Genomic DNA, 20,306 nt, shown 5'->3' on the forward strand with positions numbered 1-20,306 from the left:
CACCAGCGTCAGGTTTCTACCGCCCATTTCGGAAGGAAACTTCGCGTGGCGGGAGAAGAGGCGAATGAGCGCCCCGCGTCAGCACAGTTTTCGAGCAGAGATTGCTCAAGCAATCTACATAACGTCGTTATCAATCAACCAAACGTCACAAGACGCTTGGCGGGCGCGCCTTATGACACCGGTGGACATTTTTCGGCGAGACAGGCAGGGTCGGCTCGCCAGGACGAGACGCGATCGACGCTCGCCGGCCTCCGGGGAGAGACAGACCGCCATGACCATCCGCCCCATCCTCCCGCGCCTGCTCGCCGGCGCCGCGGCGCTCGCCCTGCTCGGCGGCGCGACCGCGGCCATGAGCCAGACCCTCGCCTTCCCCGGCGCCGAGGGCGCGGGCCGGCTGTCGCAGGGCGGCCGCGGCGGGGCGGTGATCAAGGTGACCAACCTGGACGACTCCGGCCCCGGCTCGCTGCGCGCCGCCGTCGAGGCCAAGGGTCCGCGCACGGTGGTGTTCGAGGTGGCCGGCACGATCCAGCTGAAGTCGGACCTGAAGATCAGCCAGCCGCGCATCACCATCGCCGGCCAGACCGCACCCGGCGGCGGGATCACCCTGCGCGACCACACCCTGGTGGTCTCGGCCGACGACGTCGTCATCCGCTTCATCCGCTCGCGCCTGGGCGACGAGAGCAAGACCGAGAGCGACGCAATCTGGATCAACAACGGCCGACGGATCATTCTCGACCACGTCTCGGCCAGCTGGTCGGTGGACGAGACCCTATCGGCCTCGGCCCGCTATGGCGAGGAGGGCCAGGGCTTCTTCGACCTGACGGTGCAGTGGTCGATCATCGCCGAGTCCATGGCCCACTCGCTGCACGCCAAGGGCGACCACGGCTATGGCAGCCTGATCCGCGGCGGCAAGGGCTCGAAGATCAGCTTCCACCACAACCTGTGGGCCAGCCACATGGCCCGCATGCCCAGGCCCGGCAACTACGACGGCCCGGAGAAGGACCCGGTCGGCGCGCTCTTCGATTTCCGGTCGAACGTCTTCTACAACTGGGGCAAGGGCTATGCCGGCTACGACGCCGACAAGGCGGCGCTGGCGGCCTACAACTTCGTCGACAACGCCTATGTCCCTGGTCCGAGCAGCGGCAAGCCGGTGGCGTTCCAGGAGAGCAACACCCTCGCCCGGGCCTATTTCGCCGGCAACAGCATGGCCGGCGCGGTTCCGGCCGATCCCTGGAGTCTGGTGACCTTCACCATCCCCGAGCCCGCCGGCTATCGCCAGGCCGCGCCGATCGAGGTCGCGCCCGTCACGCCCGAACCGGCCGACAAGGCCTATGAGCGCGTGCTGGCCGACGCCGGGGCCTCGGTGTTCCGCGACAGCGTCGACGCCCGCGTCGTGGCCGGCGTGCGCGACCGCACCGGCGCGGTGATCAACAGCCAGAACGACGTGGGCGGCTGGCCCGCCCTGCCCGCCGGCAAGCCCGCGCCCGACAGCGATGGCGACGGCATGCCCGACGCCTGGGAAAAGGCCCATGGCCTCGACCCGAAGAAGGCCGCCGACGGCCCGGCCCTGGCCAAGGACGGCTCGGGCTACACCAACCTCGAACTCTATCTCGCCGACGCCGCCCGCCGGCGCGGCTGAGGCTGGAGACCGGCCCCAGAACGCCGAAAGCCGGCGACCGCGAGGTCGCCGGCTTTCATAACGCCGTATCGGCGCGCCCTGGGGAGGCGCGCCGTCCGGATCAGTAACGCAGACGCGCCGTGATGAAGTAGTCGCGGCCGATGACGTCGTAGACGGCCGGGTAGCCGCTGTTCGACGGCGAGGCGTTGCCGCCCAGGATCGGGTAGGATTCCTGGGTCAGGTTCTTCACGCCGGCGGTGAAGGCCAGGTTGTCGGTGACGTCCCAGTCGGCCGACAGGTCGAAGTAGTTCTTCGCACCGATACGCTCGACCGTGTAGCGGGTGGCCGGGGCGTCGTCGATGACGTCGTCCAGGTGGTTCCACACCAGGTTCACGCCGAACTGCTTGAACTTCCAGTTGGCGGCCGTGCTGATCTTGTGGCGCGGCAGAGGGTTGACGCTGGCGCCCGAGCAGCGGGTGCCGAACTTGTCGGCGCACTTGATCGGAGCCGAGATGTCGTCCGGGATGATCGTGTACTCCCAGGTGTTGGTGTACAGCGAGCGCACCGCCAGCGAACCCCAGTCCGGCAGGCCGATGTCTTCCAGTTGCGTGCGCCAGGTGACGCCCAGGTCGATGCCCTCGACGTTACGCGCGGCGACGTTCTGGTTGATCGACGAGACGAAGTCGATGCTGCCGTTCGACAGGCGGTTGATGGCCTGGCAGTAGGGCGAGTTCGGGTTGCCGTTGACGATCGTGCCGTAGCAGACGGCCATCAGGTTGGCCGTGCCGCCGCCGAAGGTGTCGATGGCGTCCTTCAGCTCGATCTTGAAGTAGTCGACGGTGACCGAGAAGCCCGGCAGCCAGTGCGGGGTGTAGACCAGGCCAGCGGTCGTGGTGACGCCCTTTTCCGGCTTCAGGTTCGGGTTGCCGCCCGACAGGGTCTGGGTCTGCTGGTTGGCGTTGATGTTGCCGACCAGAGCCGCCGCGACGCCCGAGTTGATACAGGCCTGACGGACCTGGGCGTTCGGGTTGGCGCGCGCCGAGCAGGGGTCGGTCGAGGTCGGGAAGCCGTTGCTCTGCGGCGAGTACAGTTCGCCGATCGACGGAGCGCGGATCGCCTTGTTGTACGACACGCGAAGCATCAGGTCGTCGATGGGCTTCCAGGTGCCGGCCACCTTGTAGGTGCTGACCGGATCCGGCTGGGTGGTGTAGTCCGACACGCGGCCGGCCAGTTCCAGGTCCAGCGACTTGACGAACGGCAGGTCCTTCAGGATCGGCACGGCCAGTTCGGCGTAGGCTTCGTAGACGTCGAAGCGACCCGAGACGGGCGGGCTGGCGTTGAAGCCGGTCAGGTTGCCGACGGCCAGGTCCTGGCTGGGGTTGAAGGCGAAGTCTTCGGCGCGGTACTCGCCGCCGACGGCGAAGCCGATCGGGCCGGCGGGCAGCGAGAAGAAGTTGCTGGTGTCGCCGTTGAAGATCAGGCCGGCGTACAGCTGCTCGTAGTCCTGCGACGAGTTGATCCGCGTCTTGATGAAGTTCGCCGCGGCGGCCGAAATGTTGCCCTGGCCGAACAGGTTGATCGGCACGCAGCCGTTCGAGGTGTCGGCGCAGCCGGTGCCGGTCGCGTTGAGCAGCAGGGCCTGCTGGATGCGGGCCAGGCTGGTGTCGCCCAGCAGCGAGTTGCTGCCGTGGGTGTTGCCGTACTGGAAGTAGGTGTCGAAGCCGCCGTTGATGGCTTCGATCTCGCCCTTCAGGCCCAGTTGGATCTGGAAGCCGGTGAAGTTGTACTTCGAGACGCGCGGGCCGACTTCGCTGAGGCGGCGGTTGAAGACGCCGGTGACGGTGTCGTAGATGCCGTCGCCGTCGCTATCCACGTCGGTGAAGGTGCCGGCGGTCCACGAGGCGCTCGACGGGATCGTGTAGGCGGTGCTCGAACCCAGGCTGTTCAGGGCGGTCTTGGCGGCCGCGGTCAGGAACGGGTTGTTGTCCAGGGTGAAGCGGAAGGTCCGGCTGCCGATCGGCGTCGGGGCCAGCTGGGTGGTCACCTGGCTGTTGACGAAGTTGCCCTTGGCGTAGGCGGTCAGGCCCGGCTTCACCTCGTAGCTGGCGATCGAGGTCAGCGAGTAGCGTTCCTGCGGGGTCTGGACGTAGTTGACCGGCGCGAAGTTGTAGGTGTCGGTCGCCGCGTTGTAGAGGCGCACGTTGCCGTCGGTCAGGAACAGGGCGGTGTTCGCCGAGCTGTTGGCGGTGCCCGGCAGGGTCACGAAGCGACCCGACACGAAGGCGCCGACCTGGCCCGGCTCGTTCGAACCCGAACCGCTGGGCACCAGGCCCGTGCGGGCGGCGTTGTCGCCCCAGGCGGTGCTCAGCATGCCGCCGCGCTCGCCCTGGGTCAGGGCTTCACGCTTGTTGTAGCCCAGGCTCAGGACGACGTTGCCCTTCTTGTCGCCGCCGAAGTTGGCGCCGAAGGTCATCGAGCTGGAATAGATCGGGGCTTCGCCGTCGTCGGTGACCTGATAGCCAGCCGAGAACTCCATGCCCTCGAAGTCTTCCTTCAGGATGAAGTTGACGACGCCGGCGATGGCGTCCGAGCCGTAAACGGCCGAACCGCCGCCCGACAGCACTTCGATGCGCTTGATCAGCGCCGGCGGGATCAGGTTGATGTCGACCGCGCCGGCCGAGGTGGTCGGGGTCTGACGCTTGCCGTCGACCAGAACCAGGGTGCGGTTCGAACCGAGGCCGCGCAGGCTGACCGAGGCCGTGCCGTTGCTGCCGTTGTTCACCGTCGAGGTGATGCCGGGGACGGCCTGCGGCAGGGTGTTGATCAGGTTTTCGGTGTTCACCACGCCCGACTGCTGCAGTTCCTTTTCGCCGACGGCGGCGACGGGGCTGCTGGAGGTCAGGTCAGGACGCGCGATGCGCGAACCGGTGACGACGATTTCCTCGACCGCGGCAGGCTCTTCCTGCGCAAAAGCCGGCGAGGCCACCACGGCCGGCGCGATCACGCCGCAGAGAAGGGTGGACGCAAGCAAACGCTTACGCATGGACAAGGCGTGCAACATCAGACCTCCAAAACATATTTTCGCGCTGCCCAGCGTTCCCCCGTGCGGCGCGTAAGTGCCCCCCCGCGTCAGGTTCGATGCGGGTCCGCGCCATGAACGGCGTTTGCCGAACCAGGGTCAATCTTGCCTCGCATCAGCAGGTTACATTTGGCTCACACTGTAACAAAAGAGACGCAGTCTGCCCTAAAGACGCCACATATGACGCCAGCTTCGCCCATAAAGGTGGAAAAGATCCCAGGGATCGGGATTTCAGTGAAATGAAGCTTATCGATAAGCGGTAAGCGGCGCTCTGAAGACCGCCTGATGGTTATCGGCAAATTCTTGCAGCTTAGCCGACGGTTCGCAGATCGAATTTTGCGACGTCGACGATATACAAAACCTCGGAACCTTGACTAGACGACACGGCCCGGGCGTCGCAATAACATTGCTATGTAGTAATGATCAGAAACGCCCAGGAACGCTGCAGCCCCGTCGGCGAGGCGCCGGCGCCTGCTTATTCGGCGCCCATACACCTCGACAGGCGTGGGACGATTGAACCGGCGAACGGCGATCTGTTAGCTAGAACCCGTCGCCGCTTCTGGCGCGACGGGGGAGATTCGCCGTGCACGACGCCGCCCGATGACGGTCGCCAGACCCGCCCTGCGCATCCGCGCGGACCTGGACCCGGCGCCGTTCGCCGAAATCTTCGCTCGCGACGGCGTGGTGCAGATTCCCGTCTTTCTTGAACCCGCCGACGCCGACGCCGCCGCGACCCTGCTGGACGGCGTCTCGTCCTGGGCGATCGTCGCGCCCGACGACAAGAACGAAACGCTGGTCATCAACAACGAGGCCATCCGCCGGTTCGGCGACGCGGCCGTGCGCCAGTTCCTGCAAGGGGCCATCAAGCGCGCCTCGCGGGGCTTCTCGTTCATCCACCTGTCCTACCCGCTGCAGGACGAATACGCCCGCGACCCCGCCCCGCCCGTCCACCGGCTGACCGAACTGGTGCAGAGCCAGGCGTTTCTCGACTTCGGCGCCGCCGTGATCGGGCTCGACAAGGTGGCCGGCGTCAGGGCACAGGCCTCGAACTATCGCCCCGGCGACTTCCTGACCCTGCACGACGACAAGCACGGGCGCGACACGCGCCTGGCCGCCTTCACCCTGGGCTTCACGCGCGGCTGGCGGCCGGACTGGGGCGGCCAACTGCTGTTCCACGACACCGACGGCCAGATCGAGCGCGGCTTCCTGCCCGGCTTCAACGTGCTGACCCTGTTCAAGGTGCCGCGCGCCCACTCGGTGGCGCCGGTCGCCGCCTACGCCGCCGCCAAGCGCCTGTCGGTCACCGGCTGGCTGATCGACGACCCTCAAGGAGCGCAGCAATGACCCGCATCCGTTTCGGCCGCGCGGCCGTCGCCTCCGGCCTCGCCGCCGTCGTCGCGGTCGCCGCCGCCCAGGCCGCGGCGCCGATCGCCCGCGACGTCGCGCCGGCGCTGAAGGCCCTGCTCGACTGCCGAGGCATCGCCGACGGCGACAAGCGCCTGGCCTGCTACGACGCCGCCGTCGACTCCATCACCGCCGCCGAGAAGAAGGGCGACGTGATCATCGTCGACCGCCAGCAGGCCCAGGCCGCGCGCCGCCAGGCCTTCGGCCTGGATCTTTCGGCTCTGTCGATCTTCGATCGCGGCGAGGAGAAGGAAGAGGTCGATCGCATCCTCGGCGAGGTGACCCGCGCCTCGCGCGCGCCGGACGGACGCTGGGTGCTGACCCTGGCCGACGGCGCCGTCTGGCGCCAGGCCGACGACCGCGAACTGTCCAGCCCGCCCAAGCCGGGCTCCAAGGTCGAGATCCGCAAGGCCGCGGCGGGCAGCTACCTGATGAACATCGACGGCCAGCGCGCCATCCGGGCCCGACGGGCCCTCGCGCAATAGGATTGGGAGGCGACCATGATGAAGTACCTCGACACCGTTCGCGAGCTGCTGATCGTCTATGTCGTGCTGTTGCTGGCGGCGGCCGGCGCCTACGCCTTCTTCGAGGGCAAGTCCTATGTCGACGGCGTCTGGTGGGCGTGCGTCACGGCCACCACGGTCGGCTACGGCGACATGTATCCCGCCACGACCGGCGGCCGGCTGACCGCCGTCGCGCTGATGCACGTGACCCTGCTGCTGATCCTGCCGCTGCTGATCGGCAACATCTGCTCGCGCTGCATCAAGGACGCCAACGAGTTCAGCCACATCGAGCAGGAAGAGCTGAAGGCGACGCTGGCCCGGCTGGAGGCCAGGCTGAACGAGAAGACCTAACCGGCCTCGAGGCAGGCCGAGCGCAGCCTGGCCAAGGCCTTGGGCGTATCCTTGCGCAGGCCGGCGCGCAGCAGGGCCTTGGGGATGACCCAGTCCACGGCCAGGCGGTTCTCGTAGAACACCCGCGTGCCCGCGCCGCCGGCCAGGGGCTGCAGCCGCCATTCGCCCTCCTCCGCTTTCAGGTCGCCCTCGACCAGCCGGAAACGAATGCGCCGCCGCCCTTCGTAGTCCGAGCGGAACACGATGCGCATGCGGGGAAAGAACAGGCTCTTGCGGGTGACGTGCTCGCGGACGTCCCAGCCGCGTTTCTGGTCGCCTGACAGCACCGCGCAGCGTTCGAGATTGGTGATCATCCGCGCCGCGCTGGCGCAGTCGGTCAGCACGGCCCAGACGTGGTCGGGCGGGGCGGCGATGTCGATCACCCCGCGCACCTGGCCGCCGGTCGCCCCGGCCGGATCGGGCGAGACCTCGGCATGGGCCTCGCCGCGCGCCAGGCTGGCCCGCGCCTCCGGCGACAGCTCGAAGGCGCCGGCCGGCGCGGCGGCGGCCCAAGCCAAAGACGAGCCCAGCATCAGGAGCGATATCGTCCGCAACGGCGTCTCCAGGTTCGTCCCCGAAGACAGCTACGTATCCGCCAGGCGATCAGATGCGGCTCATCCCGTCCGCTTCATGCCCAGGATCTGGACCGGCGCCTTCAGCATCTCGTCCTTCATCGCCTCGGTGTAGGCCGGACCGCCCGTGGGCATGGCCAGGATCTTCTTCACGATCGGCAGGCCCTCGACCACGGTTCCGAAGGCGGCGAAGCCGAGGTTGTCGCCTTTCGCGCCCGGATGGGCGTCGAGATAGGGCATGGCGCTGGCGCAGATGAAGAAGTCGCAGGTGGCCGTGCCCGGCGCGTTGCGGGCCAGCGAGATCGTGCCCGGCTTGTGGCGCAGGCCGGTCTGGGTGGTGCTCTCGTGGGCGATGGGGGCGAAGCGCCGAGCGCGCTGCGGCGGCGCGCCCTGGATCGAGCCCGCGCCCTTCACGCCCTTGGTCCGCGAGGCCCGGTAGAAGGTCCCGCCGTCGTACTTCTTGGCGTCGACATAGCGCAGGAAGTTGGCCGCCGTGATCGGGGCTTTCTTGTCCTCCAGCTCGACCACGATCAGCCCGGCGCTGGTCTGGATCGCCACCTTGGGCTTGCCGGCGGCGAGGGCCAAGCCCCGCGTGGCGACCACCAGGCCGGCGGCGCCGATCAGGGTGCGGCGGGCGATGTCGGTCATGGGCTGGGCCTCTCCTGCGTTCGGGGATGCTTAGCGCGCGGGATCGCGCGACGGAAGGCTCAGGCCTTGCCCCAGCCGCCGCCGCCCGGCGTCTCGATGACCACGCGGTCGCCCGCCGCGACCTGGGCCTCGTCGGTGGCCGCCAAGGGCTGGACCGTCCCGTCCGCCCGCTCGATCCGCGCCAGGCCCAGCGCCCCGCTCGCCCCGCCATGCAGGCCGAACGGCGGCACGCGGCGGCGGTTGGACAGTAGGGTGACGATCATCGGTTCGCGGAAGCCGATGGTGCGAACCACCCCGTCTCCGCCCCGATGCTCGCCGGCCCCGCCCGAGCCCCTGCGGATCGAGAAGGCCTCGACCCGCACCGGATAGCGGGTCTCCAGCACCTCGGGATCGGTCAGGCGGCTGTTGGTCATGTGGGTCTGGACCGCGTCGGCGCCGTCGAAGTTCGGCCCGGCCCCGGCCCCGCCGCAGATGGTTTCGTAATACTGCCGCCGCTCGTCGCCGAAGGTGAAGTTGTTCATCGTGCCCTGCGCCGCCGCCATGACGCCCAGCGCGCCGTAGAGGGCGTCGACCACCACCTGGCTGGTCTCGACGTTTCCGGCCACCACCGCCGCCGGATAGCGCGGCTTCAGCATCGAGCCTTCGGGAATGACCAGCTCGACCGGCCGCAGGCAGCCGTCGTTCATCGGGATCTCGTCGTCCACCAGCGTGCGGAAGACATACAGAGCAGCCGCCCGGCAGATCGAGGCCGGGGCGTTGAAGTTGGTCGGCACCTGATCGCTGGTGCCGGTGAAATCCACGCGGGCGGTGCGCGCGGCCTGGTCCACCGTGATCGCCACCTTCACCACGCTGCCGTCGTCGAGCTCGTAGGCGAAGTCGCCGTCCGACAGCCGGGCCAGCACCCGGCGCACGGCCTCCTCGGCGTTGTCCTGCACGTGGGCCATGTAGGCTTCGACCACGTCCTGGCCGAACTCGGCGACGAGGCCGGTCAGGCTCTCGGCGCCGCGCGCGCAGGCGGCGACCTGGGCCTTGAGGTCGCCGATGTTCTGGTCGGGATTGCGCGCCGGCCACCTGCCCGAGGCCAGCAGCGCGCGGGTCTCGACCTCCAGGAACCGCCCGCCCTCGACCAGCAGGAAGTTCTCGATGAGGACGCCCTCCTCCTCGACCGTCCGGCTGCCCGGCGGCATGGAGCCGGGGGTGATCCCGCCGATGTCGCCCTGGTGGCCCCGCGCGGCGACGTAGAAGAGCAAGGCCTGGTTCGCGTCGAACACCGGCATGACCACGGTCACGTCCGGCAGGTGGGTGCCGCCGGCATAGGGGGCATTGAGCATGTAGACGTCGCCGGGCACCATGCCACGGCCGTCATGGCTGCGCCCATCGCGGATCGCCCGCACGCTGTCGCCCATCGAGCCCAGGTGCACCGGCATGTGCGGGGCGTTGGCGATCAGGTCGCCATCGCGGTCGAACAGGGCGCAGGAAAAGTCGAGCCGCTCCTTGATGTTGACCGAATAGGCGGTGTTCTGCAGCGCGAAGCCCATCTCCTCGGCCACGGCCATGAAGAGGTTGTTGAACACCTCCAGCATAACAGGATCAGCTTCCGTGCCGGCCGCGCGACGCGGCGCGAGGGCCTCTACGCGGTCGAGGATCAGGTTGTGGTGCGCGTCGACGCGGGCGCGCCAGCCGGGCTCGACCACGGTGGTGCCGGTGGCCTCGCGGATGATCGCCGGCCCTGCGACCTCGGCGTCGACCGCCAGGCCAGCGCGGTCGAGCACCGGGGTGTCGTAGGCTTGTCCGGCCAGGCGCGCGGGCACGGTGGCCAGCACCCCGCCCTGCCCGCCTTCGCCGGCGCCGAGGTCGGGCGCGGCGCCGGCGTCGGCATGGCCAATCGCCTCGACGCTGAGGGTCTCGACCACCAGCGGCGTCGCCGGCGAGACGAAGCCGAAACGGCGCTGGTGCAGGGTCTCGAAGGCGGCCTTCACGCCCGCCGCATCGGTGAGCGGCACGCGCAGAGGCGTATCCGTGCCGGCGTACTTCACCAGCAGGGCCGCCTCGGTCTCGACCGTCACCAGCGGCGCGTCCTGGGCGCGCAGGGCGGCTTCCGCCTCGGCGGCCAGGGCGGCGGCGCGGGCCGGCAGGGTGGCGGCGGCCTCGTCGAGGCCCTGCTCGACCGTGGTCTCGCGCAGCAGGCGCAGATCGGCCAAGCCCATGCCGTAGGCGCTGAGCACGCCTGCGAACGGATGGATCATCACCGTCTTCATGCCGAGCGCATCGGCCACCAGGCAGGCGTGCTGGCCGCCCGCGCCGCCGAAGCAGGCGAGGACGTAGCGGGTGACGTCGTAGCCGCGCTGGATCGAGATCTGGCGCACGGCTTTCGCCATGTTCTCGACGGCGATCGTCAGGAAGCCTTCGGCGATCTCGGCCGGGCTCATGGCGCGCCCCGTGGCGGCGGCGATCTCGGCGGCCAGGGCCTCGAAGCGCTCCACCACCACGTCGCGGTCCAGCGGCTGGTCGGCGTTCGGCCCAAAGACGTGCGGGAAGAACTCGGGTTGCAGCTTGCCCAGCATGACGTTGCAGTCGGTCACCGTCAGCGGTCCGCCGCGCCGATAGCAGGCCGGACCGGGATTGGCGCCGGCCGAGGCTGGTCCCACCCGCAGCCGCGCGCCGTCGAAGCTGCAGATCGAACCGCCGCCGGCCGCCACGGTGTGGATGTTCATCATGGGGGCGCGCATCCGCACCCCGGCCACCACCGTCTCGTAGGCCCGCTCGTACTCGCCGGCATAGTGGCAGACGTCGGTCGAGGTGCCGCCCATGTCGAAGCCGATGACGCGGGTGAACCCCGCCTCGGCCGCCGTCTTGGCCATGCCCACCACGCCGCCGGCCGGACCGGACAGGATAGCGTCCTTGCCCCGGAAGGCGCGAGCGTCGGTCAGGCCGCCGTTCGACTGCATGAAGAAGAGGCGCGTCTCCGTCCCCAGCCGCGAGGCCACCTGGTCGACGTATCGGCGCAGGATCGGCGACAGATAGGCGTCGACCACCGCCGTGTCGCCCCGCCCGACCAGCTTCATCAGCGGGCTGACCTCGTGGCTGGCCGAGACCTGGGTGAAGCCGATCTCGCGGGCGATGGCGGCGACGCGCGCCTCGTGGTCGGTGAAGCGGAAGCCGTGCAGCAGCACGATGGCCACGGCGCGGAAACCGGCGTCGTAGGCGGCCTGCAAGCCCTCGCGGGCGGCGGCCTCATTCAGCGGCCGCACCACCTCGCCATCGACGCCGATGCGCTCGTCGATCTCGACGACACGGGTGTAGAGGGCCTCGGGCTTTATGATGTTGCGGTCGAACAGCTTGGGCCGGGCCTGCTGGCCGATGCGCAGGGCGTCGGCGTGGCCCTGGGTGATCGCCAGCAGCGTCGGCTCGCCCTTGCGTTCGAGCAGGGCGTTGGTGGCCACCGTGGTGCCCATTTTCACCGCCTCGACCGTCCCGCCGCCACCTTGCTCCAGCAAGGCGCGGACCCCGGCCACGGCGGCGTCTTCGTATTGCTCGGGGTTTTCCGACAGCAGCTTGTGGGTGACCAGCCGCCCGTCCGGCCGGCGGGCGACGATGTCGGTGAAGGTGCCGCCGCGATCGATCCAGAATTCCCAACCGGTCGCGCGCGGGTCTTCGAGGGTCATGGGGCGGGAGACTCCGGAACGTTCGTCCCGTGCATAGCTCCCGCCCCTCCTCACGTCATTACTTGAAGACGCCCAGCAGGGTCGCGACGCCCCAGAGGCCCAGACCGAGGAAGATCAGCGCCGCGCCGATGCGCACGTACTTCAGCGGCACGATCCTGGTCGCCGCCTCGCCCAGATAAACGGCCGGCACGTTGGCCAGCATCATGCCCAGCGTGGTGCCGGCGGCCACCAGCGGCACGTTGTGGAACTGGGCGCCCAGGGCGACCGTGGCGATCTGGGTCTTGTCGCCCATCTCGACCAGGAAGAAGGCCACGGCCGTGGTCAGAAAGACCCCGTAGCGGCCCACCGCGCCGCCGTCCTCGTCGTCGGCCTTGTCGGGGATCAGCGCCCAGGCGGCCATGGCGATGAACGACAGGGCGATCACCCACTGGAACCAGGCGCCTTGCAGATATTGCGCGACCAGCGAACCGGCGAGAGCCGCCAGCGCGTGGTTCAGCAGGGTGGCGACTAGGATGCCGAGGATGATCGGGATCGGCTTCTTGAAGCGCGTGGCCAGGATGATGGCCAGCAGCTGGGTCTTGTCGCCGATTTCGGCCACGGCCACGACCAGGGTCGAGACGAGGAGGGATTCCATGGATCAGATACCGTTGCGGGGCCGAGCGCAGACAAGACGACAGCGACCGTTTCCCCGCCCAGCCCGGACGGGAAACGACGCCGTTGGTCTCGCCAAGAAAGCTGTCGGTGCTTCCTTCACCCGCGCCATGCTCCGGAGAGCAAGTATGTTGACGGCGGGCCCCGCTGATAGGCGCGGGCGGCTACTCCCCAAAGGGTTAGGGGCGTTTAGCCGGGCTGGCCGGCCGGATCAAGCAGAGAGCCATTCGCAAGTGGCGGCGTGGTCGGCTGGCGGAGGGTCCGGTGAACCCGCCGCCCCTCCCCCCACTCCCGTCATTCCCGCCCTTGTGGCGGGAAACCCTCTGTCAGCTGCAAGGGCGGATGGGGCGACGCGCAGAGCGCGTCGCTTGCGCCTCACGTGCAAGCGGAACCAGAGGTTCCCGCCACAAGGGCGGGAATGACGGGAGGAAGAGGAAAAGTGGTCCTAAACCGCCGCCGGCGCTTCGAACCGCAGCAGCTGAATCGACACCCGCACCTTGCCGCCGACGAAGCTGCCGCCGGCCGCGGTGAGCACCACCGGCGTGTCGGCGTAATAGGCGCTAGGCCCCACCACGCCGATGTTGCCGGCGTTCAGAGCCACGCCCAGCGAACTGCCGAACTTGCCGGTCTCGCCGGCGACGCCGCAGCTGTAGGAGATCGCGCCAGTAACAGCCGCACTGGTGCGGGTGGAAACGCCCAGCACGATCGAGCGGGCCGGGATCACGGCGGCCGTGGCCACCGAGGCGCCGCTGAGGGTCGCCTCGACCTCGCGGATCTCGACGCGAACCTCGGCGCCGAACGGCGAGCGGGCGGCGGTCAGGCCCTGGAAGGTCGAGGACAGCGCAACCCAGGCCGAGCCGGTGAACACGGCCATCTGGCCCTCGTCGGCGATCCAGGCGGTGAAGCCGGCGGCCGGCGCGATGGCCTCCCAGGCCCCGGCCTCGAAGCGCATCAGCCTGCCGACGGGAGCCGGCGCCCAGTCGGCGCCGGTGGCCGTGGCGGGGCGGATCCACATCGCCCCATCGGCGGGCGCGGCTGGCTGGGCCGCGATCGTGCGGCTGACGACGCAGGGCTGGACCAGGCCGTCCAGCCGGGCGAGGCCCTCGTTGACGGTGACGTGCTTCTGGGCTTGCCCCGCGGCCACATAGGGCAGCGAAAGACGGGGCGTGGCGGCGTCGGACATAGGGCGCTCCTGGCGGGTTTCGAACCCGCCTAGGATCGCCCGGCCGGAGTCGCCGGGGACGAAGCCGCCTTCATCCCCGGCGCGATCCCCGTCCTACTCGGCGGCGAAAGCCAGGCGATTACCGGCCGTCAGCGCGGTCTTGGCCGCCAGTTCGGCCTTGGCGTCCTCATATTCCTCCGCCAGCTTGGCGATGCGTTCGGCCACCGGCAGCACTTCCTTGATGGCGCCGATGCCCTGGCCCGAGCCCCAGATATCGCGCCAGGCCTTGGCGTCCTGGTTGCCGCCCGAGCCGAAGCTCATCTTCGACGGATCGCTTTCCGGCAGGTTGTCGGGGTCCAGGCCCGCGGCGACGATCGACTGGCGCAGATAGTTGCCGTGCACGCCGGTGAAGAGGTTCGAATAGACGATGTCGCTGGCGTTGGCCTCGGTGATCGTCTGCTTGTAGGCCTCGGGCGCATTGGCCTCTTCGGTCGCGATGAAGGCCGAGCCGATATAGGCCAGGTCCGCGCCCATGGCCTGGGCCGCCAGCACCGAGCGGCCGCTGGCGATGGCGCCCGACAGGGCCACCGGGCCGTCAAACCAGGTGCGGATCTCCTGCACCAGGGCGAAGGGCGAGATGGCGCCCGCGTGGCCGCCGGCCCCGGCCGCCACCGGAATCAGACCGTCGGCCCCCTTCTCGATGGCCTTGCGGGCGAAGCGGTCGTTGATGACGTCGTGCAGGGTGATGCCGCCGTACGAGTGGATCGCCTGGTTCAGGTCCTCGCGCGCGCCCAGCGAGGTGATCACCACCGGCACCTTGTATTTCACGCACAGCTCGATGTCCTGCTCGAGCCGGTTGTTGGTCTTGTGGACGATCTGGTTGACCGCGAACGGGGCCGACGGCAGGTCCGGATTGGCCTTGTCCCAGGCGGCCAGTTCCTCGGTGATGCGGGCCAGCCACTCGTCCAGCTGCGACAGCGGGCGGGCGTTCAGCGACGGGAACGAACCGACGATGCCGGCCTTGCACTCGGCGATCACGAGATCCGGATTGCTGATGATGAACAGCGGCGAGGCGATCACCGGCAGGCGCAGACGGTCACGCAGAATGGGCGGCAGAGCCATGGGACGGGGGTCTCCTCGTTCCGCGACGTCACGCGCCGCGCATGTTAACAGCGTTAGCTTAAACGCTCGTTCATGCCCCTTGCAAGCGCTTGACCTCCGTCACGGCAGGCGCGCAACTGGACGTCAAAACCAGAAATTGCCGCACCGCAGGAGAAACCCGTCGTGAGCGAGGCCCCCGCTCTTTTGGCCGCCGACTTCGGTCCGCCCGACGAGAATCTGGCGCAAGCCAGGTGGCTGAAGCTGGTCGAGAAGACCCTGAAGGGGGCCGATTTCGACGAGACCCTGACACGCGCCACGCCCGACGGGATCACCATCCGCCCGCTCTACACCGCCGAAGACGCGGTGACCGTCGCTCGCGACCTGCGCCCGCGCGACGTCGATCGCCCGTGGGACCTGCGCACCCGCGTCGCCCACCCCGATCCCAGGCACGCGGCTGGCGAGATCCTGAAGGATCTTGAGAACGGCGCGGCCTCGGTGCTGCTGGCGCTGGACCCGAAGGGCGAGGCCGGCGTCGCCGTCGGCTCGCGCGAGGACCTGGCCCGCGTGCTGGACGGCGTGCTGCTGGATCTGGCCCCCGTGTCGCTGGACGCCGGGTTCCTGGGACCCAGGGCCGCCGACTGGCTGGGCGCCCTGGCCAAGGCCGCGCCCAACGCGCCGCTGGCCTTCCACATGGATCCGCTGACCGCCTGGATGCAGGCCGGCGTCAGCCCCGGCCCGATCGAGAGCCACGTCTTCAGCGCCGCCACGGTCGGCGCGCGCCTCGCCGAGACCTACGCTACGGCCAGCCTGTTCCTGGCCACCGGCCGCGCCGTGCACGAAGCCGGCGGCTCCAACGCCGAGGAGCTGGCGGTCATGGCCGCCGCCGCCGTGGCCTACGCCAAGGCCGGGGTCCGCGCGGGCCTCTCCATGGACGAGGCCTGGTCGCGCATCGTGCTGGGCGTCAGCCTGGACGGCGAATACTTCACGGGCGTGGCCAAGGTGCGCGCCGTCCGCACGCTGTGGGCGCAACTGACCAAGGCCTGCGGCGTCGAGGCTCCCGCCCGGATCGAGGCCCGCTCCTCGGGGCGGATGCTGGCCAAGGCCGACGCCTGGACCAACCTGCTGCGCCTCACCGCCGCCGGCTTCGCGGGCGCGGTGGGCGGGGCCGACACGGTGATGCTGGGCAATTTCACCGACGCCGTCGGCCTGCCGACCGCCTTCGCCCGCCGTCAGGCCCGCAACACACAGCTGGTGCTGATGGAAGAAAGCCACCTTGGCCGCGTCGCCGACCCGGCCGGCGGCGCCTGGTATCTCGACACCCTGACCGACCAGCTGGCCCGCGCCGCCTGGGGCGGCTTCCAGGCCATCGAGGCCGACGGCGGCATCGTCAAGGCGCTGGAGAGCGGCCTGATCGCCGACATCGTCGCCGAGACGCGCGAAGGGCAGGAGGCGTCCTTCGCCGACAAGAGCCGCAAGATCCTGGGCGTCACCGCCTTCCCCAACGCCGACGACAAGACGCCCGAGGTCGAGACGCCCGATCCGGCCGCCTTCGCCGTCGATGGTCCCGACCCGCGCCTGCCCGGCCCCGACAGCCGCTGCCCGGCGCTGACGCCCATCCGCTTCGCCGCCGCCTTCGAGGGAGCCTGAGCCATGAGCAAGTTCCCCGACTTCGCCGACGTCGCCTTCGAGACGCCCGAGCCGACGGCCGCGCCGGAGGCCGGGAAGGCCTGGAGCACGCCCGAGGGCGTCGACGTCGCGCCCTCATTCACCGCCGACGATGCGGCGGGGCTGGACTTCACCGACGGCCGCCCCGGCGTCGCGCCCTTCGTGCGCGGCCCCTATCCGACCATGTACGTCACCAACCCGTGGACGATCCGCCAGTACGCCGGCTTCTCCACGGCCGAGGATTCGAACGCCTTCTACCGCCGCAACCTGGCGGCCGGTCAGATGGGCCTCTCGGTCGCCTTCGACCTGGCCACCCACCGCGGCTATGACTCAGACCACGAGCGGGTGAAGGGCGACGTCGGCATGGCGGGCGTGGCCATCGACTCGATCCTCGACATGCGCACGTTGTTCAGCGGCATCCCGCTCGACAAGATGAGCGTGTCGATGACCATGAACGGCGCGGTGCTGCCGATCCTGGCGCTCTACATCGTCGCCGCCGAGGAACAGGGCGTCAGCCCCGACAAGCTGTCGGGCACGATCCAGAACGACATCCTCAAAGAGTTCATGGTGCGGAACACCTACATCTATCCGCCCGCGCCCTCGATGCGGATCATCTCGGACATCTTCGCCTTCACCTCGGCGAACATGCCCAAGTTCAACTCGATCTCGATCAGCGGCTACCACATGCAGGAAGCCGGGGCCTCGGCCGATCTGGAGCTGGCCTACACCCTGGCCGACGGCATCGAATACGCCCGGGCGGGCGTCGCGGCCGGCATGAGCATCGACGCCTTCGCGCCGCGCCTGAGCTTCTTCTGGGCCATCGGCATGAACTACTTCATGGAAGTGGCCAAGATGCGGGCCGCCCGCCTGCTCTGGGCCCGGCTGATGAAGCGCGAGTTCGAGCCGAAGGACGACCGCTCGCTCAGCCTTCGCACCCACAGCCAGACCAGCGGCTGGTCGCTGGCCGCGCAGGACGTGTTCAACAACGTCTCGCGCACCTGCGTGGAGGCCATGGCGGCCGTCAACGGCCAGACCCAGAGCCTGCACACCAACGCCCTGGACGAAGCCCTGGCTCTGCCCACCGATTTTTCGGCCCGCATCGCCCGCAACACCCAGCTGTTCCTGCAGATGGAAAGCGGCACGACCCGCGTCGCCGACCCTTGGGGCGGTTCGTACTACGTCGAGCGCCTGACCCATGACCTGGCGGTCAAGGCCCTGGCCCACATCGAAGAGGTCGAGGCGGCCGGCGGCATGGCCAAGGCCATCGAGCAGGGCATCCCCAAGCTGCGCATCGAGGAAGCCGCCGCCAAGACCCAGGCCCGCATCGACTCCAATCGCCAGAGCGTGGTGGGCGTCAATCGCTACAAGCCCGAGGTCGCCGACGTCATCCCGATGCTGAAGGTCGACAACAGCTCGGTGCGCAACCAGCAGCTCGAAAAGCTGGCCCGGCTGAAGGCAGAGCGCGATCCGGCCGCCACGCAAGGCGCACTGAAGGCGCTGGAGGACGGGGCACGCGGAACCGGCAACCTGCTGGCCCTGGCCGTCGATGCGGCCCGCGCCAAGGCCACGGTCGGCGAGATCAGCGACGCCCTGGAGCGGGTGTTCGGCCGCCACCGGGCCGAGATCAAGTCGATCCAGGGGGTCTACATGAAGGAAGCCGGTTCGGACCCCACCACCGCCCGCGCCAAGGCCATGGTCGAGGCCTTCGCCCAGGCCGACGGTCGCCGCCCGCGCATCCTGGTCGCCAAGATGGGCCAGGACGGCCACGACCGCGGCCAGAAGGTGATCGCCACCGCCTTCGCCGACCTCGGTTTCGACGTCGACATCGGCCCGCTATTTCAAACACCGGCCGAGGCCGCCAGGCAGGCCGTGGAAAACGACGTCCACATCGTCGGCGCCTCGTCGCTGGCGGCCGGGCACCTGACCCTGGCGCCGGAACTGAAGGCCGAACTCGGCAAGCAGGGCCGTGCCGACATCATGATGGTGGTCGGCGGCGTGATCCCGCCGCAGGACTTCCAGGCCCTGCGCGACGCCGGCGCCGCGGCGATCTTCCCGCCCGGCACGGTGATCGCCGAGGCGGTGATCGAGCTGCTCGACAAGCTGAACAAGCAGCTGGGCTACACCCAAGGCGAGGCGGCGTGACGGTCACGGCCGACGACCTGCCGCATCCGTCCGCGTTCACGAGTTTCCATCCCTTCCTGAAGGGGGTGTTCAGCCAGTGGCACGTCACGCCGTTCACGCTGGAGGGCCTGGACTTCGCCACCGCCGAGCAGTGGATGATGTACGGCAAGGCCCGCCTGTTCGGCGACGAGGCGGTCGCCACGGCAATCCTGGCCACGCCGGATCCCTCGGTGCAGAAACGTCTCGGCCAGACCGTCGCCGGCTTCGCGCAGGAGACCTGGGACGCCTGGAAGGTCGATATCGTCCATCGCGGCAGCCTGGCCAAGTTCGGCCAGAACGACGGCGCGCGCCGCCAACTCATGGCCACCGGCGAGGCGATGCTGGTCGAGGCCAATCCCCGCGACTGGAACTGGGGCGTCGGCCTTTCCGCCGACGATCCCGCCTTGCAGCGGCCGGAGGACTGGAAAGGCGAGAACCTGCTGGGCCGGATCCTAACCGAGGTGAGAACGTGCCTGACCGGCTAACCGGCGTCTGCACCGTTTCTCCATCGCGAACGCCGGATAGATTGCATCCAGGCGCCGCCCCATAGGCTTACAGCCATGGGCGGGAGACAGGCATGCGACGGGCGAGCGAGCGGACGACCTTGTCGAGGGTGATCGCGGGCGCGGCGTTCAGCCTGCTGGCGCCATCGATGACGCTGGGCGCGGTGTATGGCCTGTTCGCGCCCGGCGCCGCGCGCAACGGCTCGGAAGCCTTGTCCGCCATCCTGGCCGCGCCGATGTTCGGGCTGCTGCTCGGCTGGCCCTACGTGATCTTCGGACTGGCCGTCTGGGCCATGCTCGACCAGATCGAACGCCACCACCCGTGGGCCGCCGCCCTGGTCGGCCTCGTCGTCGGCGCGGGCGTGGCGCTGTTCTCCTTCCGAAACGGAAGCTTCTTTCAGCTGCCGATCGCCTATCCCCTCTGCATCGGCGTCGGCCTGGTGACGGGCCTGGGGGTGTGGTGGATCGCCTATGGCCGGCAAGCCGCACTCGCCCCCGTGGCCAAGCCTCCGCGCGGCCGGCTCGTGCTCTGAGCGCACGGCGTTACGCGCCGTGACGCCCGTGCTATCGTCCACCCCATGAACGCCCTGGCCCGCGCGCTCGAAACCTCCGAACCGCACCGGTTCACGCTGGAAGACGTCCTGCGCATGCAGGACGCCGGCATCCTCGACGCCGACGCCAGGGTGGAGCTGATCGACGGGGGGCTGGTCGAGATGGCTTCGGAAGGCGCGGAGCACACCCGCGCGAAAATGCAGATCGCCAAGGCGTTTCTCGCGCAGGCGGGGCAGGCGATCGAGGTGATCGTCGACTCGACGCTCCGGCTGTCGGCGACCTACGCACCCGATCCGGATCTCTACGCCTACGACGCTCGCCTGCCGCTGAACACCGTGGATGGCCGCAACGTCGGCCTCGTCATCGAGGTCGCCCAGAGCACGGTGGCCAAGGACCTGTCGGTGAAGGCCGAATTCTACGCCGAGCATGGCGTGCGCGACTATTGGGTGGTGGACGTCAACAGCGCCGAGATCGTCGTGCACCGCACCCTCAACGGCGGCGTCTATCGCGACGTCGTCCGCTATTCGGCGCGCGACACGGTGACTTCACTGGTGCTGCCGCAGCTCAGCCTGTGCCTCGCCGACCTGCCGCCCATCCGCTGAGCGCACGGCATTACGTTCAGCAACGCTCGTG

General features: G+C 69.2%; 16 protein-coding genes. 9 read left to right on the forward strand and 7 right to left on the reverse strand.

The features are described from left to right. The first annotated feature begins 271 nt into the window (after positions 1 to 271). The gene (locus tag AC07N1_RS10185) at positions 272 to 1,639 is read left to right on the forward strand and encodes a pectate lyase (RefSeq protein ID WP_494671695.1); all 1,368 of its coding nucleotides are present in this window, start codon (positions 272 to 274) and stop codon (positions 1,637 to 1,639) included. Positions 1,640 to 1,739: 100 nt separating this feature from the next. Here the strand turns inward: AC07N1_RS10185 and AC07N1_RS10190 are convergent, their stop codons facing one another. Continuing rightward, complete coding sequence (locus AC07N1_RS10190; protein WP_494671696.1) at positions 1,740 to 4,679, reverse strand: TonB-dependent receptor domain-containing protein; 2,940 nt, start codon at positions 4,677 to 4,679, stop codon at positions 1,740 to 1,742. 618 nt (positions 4,680 to 5,297) lie between these two features. Here AC07N1_RS10190 and AC07N1_RS10195 point away from each other — a divergent pair. The 3 genes from AC07N1_RS10195 to AC07N1_RS10205 are packed head-to-tail and all read left to right on the forward strand — an operon-like array spanning position 5,298 to position 6,955. Further along, positions 5,298 to 6,041 (forward strand): 2OG-Fe(II) oxygenase family protein, encoded by a 744-nt coding sequence (locus tag AC07N1_RS10195; RefSeq protein WP_494671697.1) that lies wholly within the window; start codon positions 5,298 to 5,300, stop codon positions 6,039 to 6,041. Next, the gene (locus AC07N1_RS10200; RefSeq protein ID WP_494671698.1) at positions 6,038 to 6,586 is read left to right on the forward strand and encodes a single stranded DNA-binding domain-containing protein; all 549 of its coding nucleotides are present in this window, start codon (positions 6,038 to 6,040) and stop codon (positions 6,584 to 6,586) included. Before AC07N1_RS10195 ends, AC07N1_RS10200 begins: the two co-directional genes overlap by 4 nt. 15 nt (positions 6,587 to 6,601) lie before the next feature. Next, on the forward strand, positions 6,602 to 6,955 hold the full coding sequence (locus AC07N1_RS10205; RefSeq protein WP_494671699.1) for a potassium channel family protein: 354 nt from the start codon (positions 6,602 to 6,604) through the stop codon (positions 6,953 to 6,955). On the opposite strand, the gene AC07N1_RS10210 is transcribed toward AC07N1_RS10205, so the two are convergent. The 6 genes from AC07N1_RS10210 to AC07N1_RS10235 form a co-directional block, all read right to left on the reverse strand. Continuing rightward, the gene (locus AC07N1_RS10210) at positions 6,952 to 7,548 is read right to left on the reverse strand and encodes an SRPBCC family protein (protein ID WP_494671700.1); all 597 of its coding nucleotides are present in this window, start codon (positions 7,546 to 7,548) and stop codon (positions 6,952 to 6,954) included. The genes AC07N1_RS10205 and AC07N1_RS10210 overlap by 4 nt on opposite strands. A gap of 60 nt (positions 7,549 to 7,608) precedes the next feature. After that, the gene (locus AC07N1_RS10215; protein ID WP_494671701.1) at positions 7,609 to 8,214 is read right to left on the reverse strand and encodes a peptidylprolyl isomerase; all 606 of its coding nucleotides are present in this window, start codon (positions 8,212 to 8,214) and stop codon (positions 7,609 to 7,611) included. 59 nt (positions 8,215 to 8,273) lie between these two features. Further along, positions 8,274 to 11,879, reverse strand: coding sequence for a hydantoinase B/oxoprolinase family protein (locus AC07N1_RS10220; RefSeq protein WP_494671702.1), 3,606 nt, complete (start codon positions 11,877 to 11,879; stop codon positions 8,274 to 8,276). A gap of 58 nt (positions 11,880 to 11,937) precedes the next feature. Continuing rightward, positions 11,938 to 12,513, reverse strand: coding sequence for a TMEM165/GDT1 family protein (locus AC07N1_RS10225; RefSeq protein WP_494671703.1), 576 nt, complete (start codon positions 12,511 to 12,513; stop codon positions 11,938 to 11,940). Positions 12,514 to 12,975: 462 nt separating this feature from the next. Next, positions 12,976 to 13,713, reverse strand: coding sequence for a DUF2793 domain-containing protein (locus tag AC07N1_RS10230; RefSeq protein WP_494671704.1), 738 nt, complete (start codon positions 13,711 to 13,713; stop codon positions 12,976 to 12,978). A 93-nt stretch (positions 13,714 to 13,806) separates the two neighbouring features. Beyond that, positions 13,807 to 14,814 (reverse strand): NAD(P)H-dependent flavin oxidoreductase, encoded by a 1,008-nt coding sequence (locus AC07N1_RS10235; RefSeq protein ID WP_494671705.1) that lies wholly within the window; start codon positions 14,812 to 14,814, stop codon positions 13,807 to 13,809. A gap of 183 nt (positions 14,815 to 14,997) precedes the next feature. Between AC07N1_RS10235 and AC07N1_RS10240 the strand changes: the two genes are divergently transcribed. From AC07N1_RS10240 to AC07N1_RS10260, 5 genes are all read left to right on the forward strand, one after another. Then, a complete protein-coding gene (locus tag AC07N1_RS10240) occupies positions 14,998 to 16,440 on the forward strand; it encodes a methylmalonyl-CoA mutase family protein (protein ID WP_494671810.1) in 1,443 nt (480 codons plus the stop codon). 3 nt (positions 16,441 to 16,443) lie between these two features. Next, positions 16,444 to 18,600: a methylmalonyl-CoA mutase gene (gene scpA / locus AC07N1_RS10245; RefSeq protein WP_494671706.1), complete on the forward strand. Its 2,157-nt coding sequence runs from the start codon at positions 16,444 to 16,446 to the stop codon at positions 18,598 to 18,600. Continuing rightward, entirely contained in the window at positions 18,597 to 19,103 is a 507-nt protein-coding gene (ybiA, locus tag AC07N1_RS10250; protein ID WP_494671707.1) for a riboflavin biosynthesis intermediates N-glycosidase, read from the forward strand. Before scpA ends, ybiA begins: the two co-directional genes overlap by 4 nt. A 92-nt stretch (positions 19,104 to 19,195) precedes the next feature. Beyond that, positions 19,196 to 19,654, forward strand: a complete 459-nt coding sequence (locus AC07N1_RS10255; protein ID WP_494671708.1) for a hypothetical protein — start codon at positions 19,196 to 19,198, stop codon at positions 19,652 to 19,654. A 45-nt stretch (positions 19,655 to 19,699) separates the two neighbouring features. Continuing rightward, on the forward strand, positions 19,700 to 20,275 hold the full coding sequence (locus tag AC07N1_RS10260; RefSeq protein WP_494671709.1) for a Uma2 family endonuclease: 576 nt from the start codon (positions 19,700 to 19,702) through the stop codon (positions 20,273 to 20,275). The last annotated feature ends 31 nt before the right edge of the window (positions 20,276 to 20,306 follow it).

It is taken from the genome of Caulobacter sp. GW821-FHT09B11, assembly GCF_059418205.1.

What these genes read in the sequence shown, in the direction of transcription:
- AC07N1_RS10185 (WP_494671695.1), top strand. Translation starts at nt 272, where the DNA reads ATGACCATCCGCCCCATCCTCCCGCGCCTGCTCGCCGGCGCCGCGGCG.
- AC07N1_RS10190 (WP_494671696.1), bottom strand. Translation starts at nt 4,679, where the DNA reads ATGTTGCACGCCTTGTCCATGCGTAAGCGTTTGCTTGCGTCCACCCTT.
- AC07N1_RS10195 (WP_494671697.1), top strand. Translation starts at nt 5,298, where the DNA reads ATGACGGTCGCCAGACCCGCCCTGCGCATCCGCGCGGACCTGGACCCG.
- AC07N1_RS10200 (WP_494671698.1), top strand. Translation starts at nt 6,038, where the DNA reads ATGACCCGCATCCGTTTCGGCCGCGCGGCCGTCGCCTCCGGCCTCGCC.
- AC07N1_RS10205 (WP_494671699.1), top strand. Translation starts at nt 6,602, where the DNA reads ATGATGAAGTACCTCGACACCGTTCGCGAGCTGCTGATCGTCTATGTC.
- AC07N1_RS10215 (WP_494671701.1), bottom strand. Translation starts at nt 8,214, where the DNA reads ATGACCGACATCGCCCGCCGCACCCTGATCGGCGCCGCCGGCCTGGTG.
- AC07N1_RS10220 (WP_494671702.1), bottom strand. Translation starts at nt 11,879, where the DNA reads ATGACCCTCGAAGACCCGCGCGCGACCGGTTGGGAATTCTGGATCGAT.
- AC07N1_RS10225 (WP_494671703.1), bottom strand. Translation starts at nt 12,513, where the DNA reads ATGGAATCCCTCCTCGTCTCGACCCTGGTCGTGGCCGTGGCCGAAATC.
- AC07N1_RS10230 (WP_494671704.1), bottom strand. Translation starts at nt 13,713, where the DNA reads ATGTCCGACGCCGCCACGCCCCGTCTTTCGCTGCCCTATGTGGCCGCG.
- AC07N1_RS10235 (WP_494671705.1), bottom strand. Translation starts at nt 14,814, where the DNA reads ATGGCTCTGCCGCCCATTCTGCGTGACCGTCTGCGCCTGCCGGTGATC.
- scpA (WP_494671706.1), top strand. Translation starts at nt 16,444, where the DNA reads ATGAGCAAGTTCCCCGACTTCGCCGACGTCGCCTTCGAGACGCCCGAG.
- AC07N1_RS10255 (WP_494671708.1), top strand. Translation starts at nt 19,196, where the DNA reads ATGCGACGGGCGAGCGAGCGGACGACCTTGTCGAGGGTGATCGCGGGC.
- AC07N1_RS10260 (WP_494671709.1), top strand. Translation starts at nt 19,700, where the DNA reads ATGAACGCCCTGGCCCGCGCGCTCGAAACCTCCGAACCGCACCGGTTC.